General features: G+C 63.5%; 3 protein-coding genes. 1 reads left to right on the top strand and 2 read right to left on the bottom strand.

Going from position 1 to position 2,833, the window contains the following annotated elements:
* A partial coding sequence (locus OS124_RS0116315) for a MarR family winged helix-turn-helix transcriptional regulator (protein ID WP_010140868.1) occupies positions 1–460 on the bottom strand: 460 nt, incomplete at its 3' end.
* A 261-nt stretch (positions 461–721) separates the two neighbouring features.
* On the opposite strand from OS124_RS0116315, the gene OS124_RS0116310 reads away from it, so the two are divergent.
* Complete coding sequence (locus tag OS124_RS0116310) at positions 722–1,588, top strand: branched-chain amino acid aminotransferase (RefSeq protein ID WP_010140867.1); 867 nt, start codon at positions 722–724, stop codon at positions 1,586–1,588.
* A gap of 3 nt (positions 1,589–1,591) precedes the next feature.
* Here OS124_RS0116310 and OS124_RS24970 read toward each other — a convergent pair whose 3' ends face one another.
* On the bottom strand, positions 1,592–2,527 hold the full coding sequence (locus OS124_RS24970; protein ID WP_010140866.1) for a formate/nitrite transporter family protein: 936 nt from the start codon (positions 2,525–2,527) through the stop codon (positions 1,592–1,594).
* Positions 2,528–2,833: the final 306 nt, after the last annotated feature.

The raw sequence follows: 2,833 nt of genomic DNA, 5'->3' as shown, positions 1-2,833 counted from the left end.
GGATCTCGGCGTCCATCAGCGCGTCAAGCACCTGCCGGAAACCCGCCACCGCTTCGGGACCGGCCTTGCGATAGGCATCGCGCATCCACTTGCGCTGCGCATCCGACAGCTTCTGTTCCAGCGCCGCGCCCTTCTCGGTCAGGTAGAGATGCCTTTCGCGCTTGTCGGCCCGCCCGATGCGGCTTTCGACCATCTCGTCGGCGATCAGGGTGCGCAACACGCGGTTGAGGCTCTGCTTGGTGACCCCGAGGATCAGCAGAAGCCGGTTCACGTTCATCCCCGGCGCCCGGGCGATGAAGTGCAGCGCGCGGTGATGCGCCCGGCCATAGCCGGTGCCGTCCAGCATCAGGTCCGGCGCGGCGGTAAAGCCGCGATAGGCGAAGAACATCGCCTCTATCCCCTGACGAAGTTGTTCATCCGTCAGGAAAAGCAGCGAGTCACCGACCTGGACTTCCGACATGAGACCTCCCTTAGCTGGGCCTTGATTGGGCCCGCGCTGGACCTTGCGCGAGGCCCTTCGCTGGCCCCCTGTTCGAGCCATCCGACGATAGGCGCTAGATCCGGCTTAGCCAAGCCTTGCCGCCGCCTGTGGAAGAATAAGTCAGGCTTGTTGACATTCCAAGAATCAAAAGTTACGTAACCCGTGTTGAAACGAAATATTATGTCCGGTTCGGATCATTTCGGCGCAACATATGGAAAATTTTGATGTCAGGAGGTTGCGATGTCTGCATATGACGACCGCGACGGCAAGATCTGGATGGATGGCAAGCTGGTTGAGTGGCGCTCTGCGAACGTACACCTGCTGACCCATGCCCTGCACTATGCCTCCTCCGTCTTCGAAGGTGAACGCTGCTACAACGGCAAGATCTTCAAGGGGGTGGAGCATTCCGAACGGCTGCGCAAATCGGCGCAGATGCTGGACTTCGAGATCCCCTATTCCGTGGAAGAGATCGAGGCGGCCAAATACGCCATGCTGGAAGCCAACGGCTGGAAGGACGCCTACGTGCGTGCCATCGCCTGGCGCGGTGCCGGCGAGGACATGGGCGTCAGCTCGGCCCGCAACCCGGTGCGCCTGGCCGTGGCCGGCTGGGAATGGGGCAACTACTACGGTGACGCCAAGATGAAGGGCGCCAAGCTCGACATCGCCAAGTGGAAGCGCCCCTCGCCCGAGACCATCCCCGTGCATGCCAAGGCCGCCGGTCTCTACATGATCTGCACCATGTCCAAGCACGCGGCCGAGGCCAAGGGCTGCTCGGACGCGCTGTTCATGGACTACCGCGGCTACGTGGCCGAGGCGACCGGCGCCAACATCTTCTTCGTCAAGGACGGCGAAGTGCATACCCCGCTGGCCGACTGCTTCCTGAACGGCATCACCCGTCGCACGGTGATCGACCTGCTGAAGCAGAAGGGCATCACCGTGCACGAGCGCCACATCATGCCCGAAGAGATGGAAGGCTTCGAACAGTGCTGGCTGACCGGCACCGCTGCCGAGGTGACCCCCGTCGGCCAGATCGGCGATTACACCTTCGAGGTGGGCGCCCTGGCCAAGGACATGGTCGAGACCTACGAGAAGCTGGTGCGCAGCTGATCCTCAGCTCGCGCCATCCGAGGGGGCTCCGCGCGGCGGGGCCCCTTTTTCCTTGCCCGCCTTGCCGTCCTTCCCGGTGCCGCCCGGCGGATGCGCCTCGACATCGGCGCGCACCTGGGCATGGGCGACCAGGGCAAAGATCAGCGTGCCGCCGATGACATTGCCCGCCAGCGTCGGCAGCCAGAATTCGACCACCACCGGGACCAGCCCCTCGTTGCCGAGGAAGACGAGGTAGAGCACCTCGACCGTGCCCGCGACGACATGGGGAAAGTCGCCCAGCGAGATGATCCAGGTGGCCAGGAAGATCAGCGGCAGCCGGGCCTGCGGCGCCGCCGCCATGGCCCAGACCAGCGTCGCGATCAGCCAGCCCGAGACGATGCCACCGGCGAACATCTCGTCCGCGGGCTTGCCGATCAGGTGCAGCCCGATCTTCGCGAAGCTCTCCGAAGTCTCGGCATCGAAGAGCGGCATCCAGGCAAAGACCCCGGCCGCAACGGCGCCGCCGATGGTATTGCCCGCCAGCACGATCCCCCAGAGCCGCAGCACCCGCCACAGCTTGGACAGGCGCGGCCGGGACATCAGCGGCAGCACCGGTGTCACGGTGTTCTCGGTGAACAGCTGCTGCCCGGCGCAGATGACGAAGATGAAGCCGACGGTATAGCCCATGGCCTCGAACAGGAATCCGACGTCGGTTTCGGGCAGATGCGCATGCAGCAGCCCCCGCGCCATGAAGGAGGTGGCCATTGTGATGCCACCGGCGATGGCCGACCACATCAGCGCCATGCCGTCGCGGTCCATCTCCTTCTCGCCGGCGCGGCGGATCACCTCGTGGACGGCGGCGGCGGTCGAGGGCAGATGCGGCTCAAGCTCCTCGACATCGGCGGTGTCGGATTCGGGGGCCAGGTGCCCGGAGTGGCTGTCGTCTGAGAGATCGGTCACGGCGGGTCCTGTGGCAGCGGCTATGCAGAGGCAACGCCAGCCCGGCCCCGGGGTTCCCGCAAAGCACAACGCAAAGGGGCGCCCCGCAGGACGCCCCTTCCGAACGAATGCTGACGCATAGTGCGCCAATTGACCTAAAAGCACGAAACTCTGTCAATCAAAGATCGAAATGTGGATCTATTGCGAAGTATCCGCATATACTCAGGAAGAAAAACTTCATTCATACTTCAAGGATCAAAATATTGTCCAATGATGGCTTAGACCGGAGCGCACGGTGGAAGGAGGGCATTGCCGCAACAACCACCA

This window comes from Oceanicola sp. S124 (assembly GCF_000220565.1).
Classification (GTDB): Bacteria; Pseudomonadota; Alphaproteobacteria; order Rhodobacterales; family Rhodobacteraceae; genus Pseudooceanicola.
The sequence above is the reverse complement of the archived record's forward strand: the minus strand, read 5'-3'. Positions and strand labels throughout refer to the sequence as shown.

What these genes read in the sequence shown, in the direction of transcription:
- OS124_RS0116310 (WP_010140867.1), top strand. Translation starts at nt 722, where the DNA reads ATGTCTGCATATGACGACCGCGACGGCAAGATCTGGATGGATGGCAAG.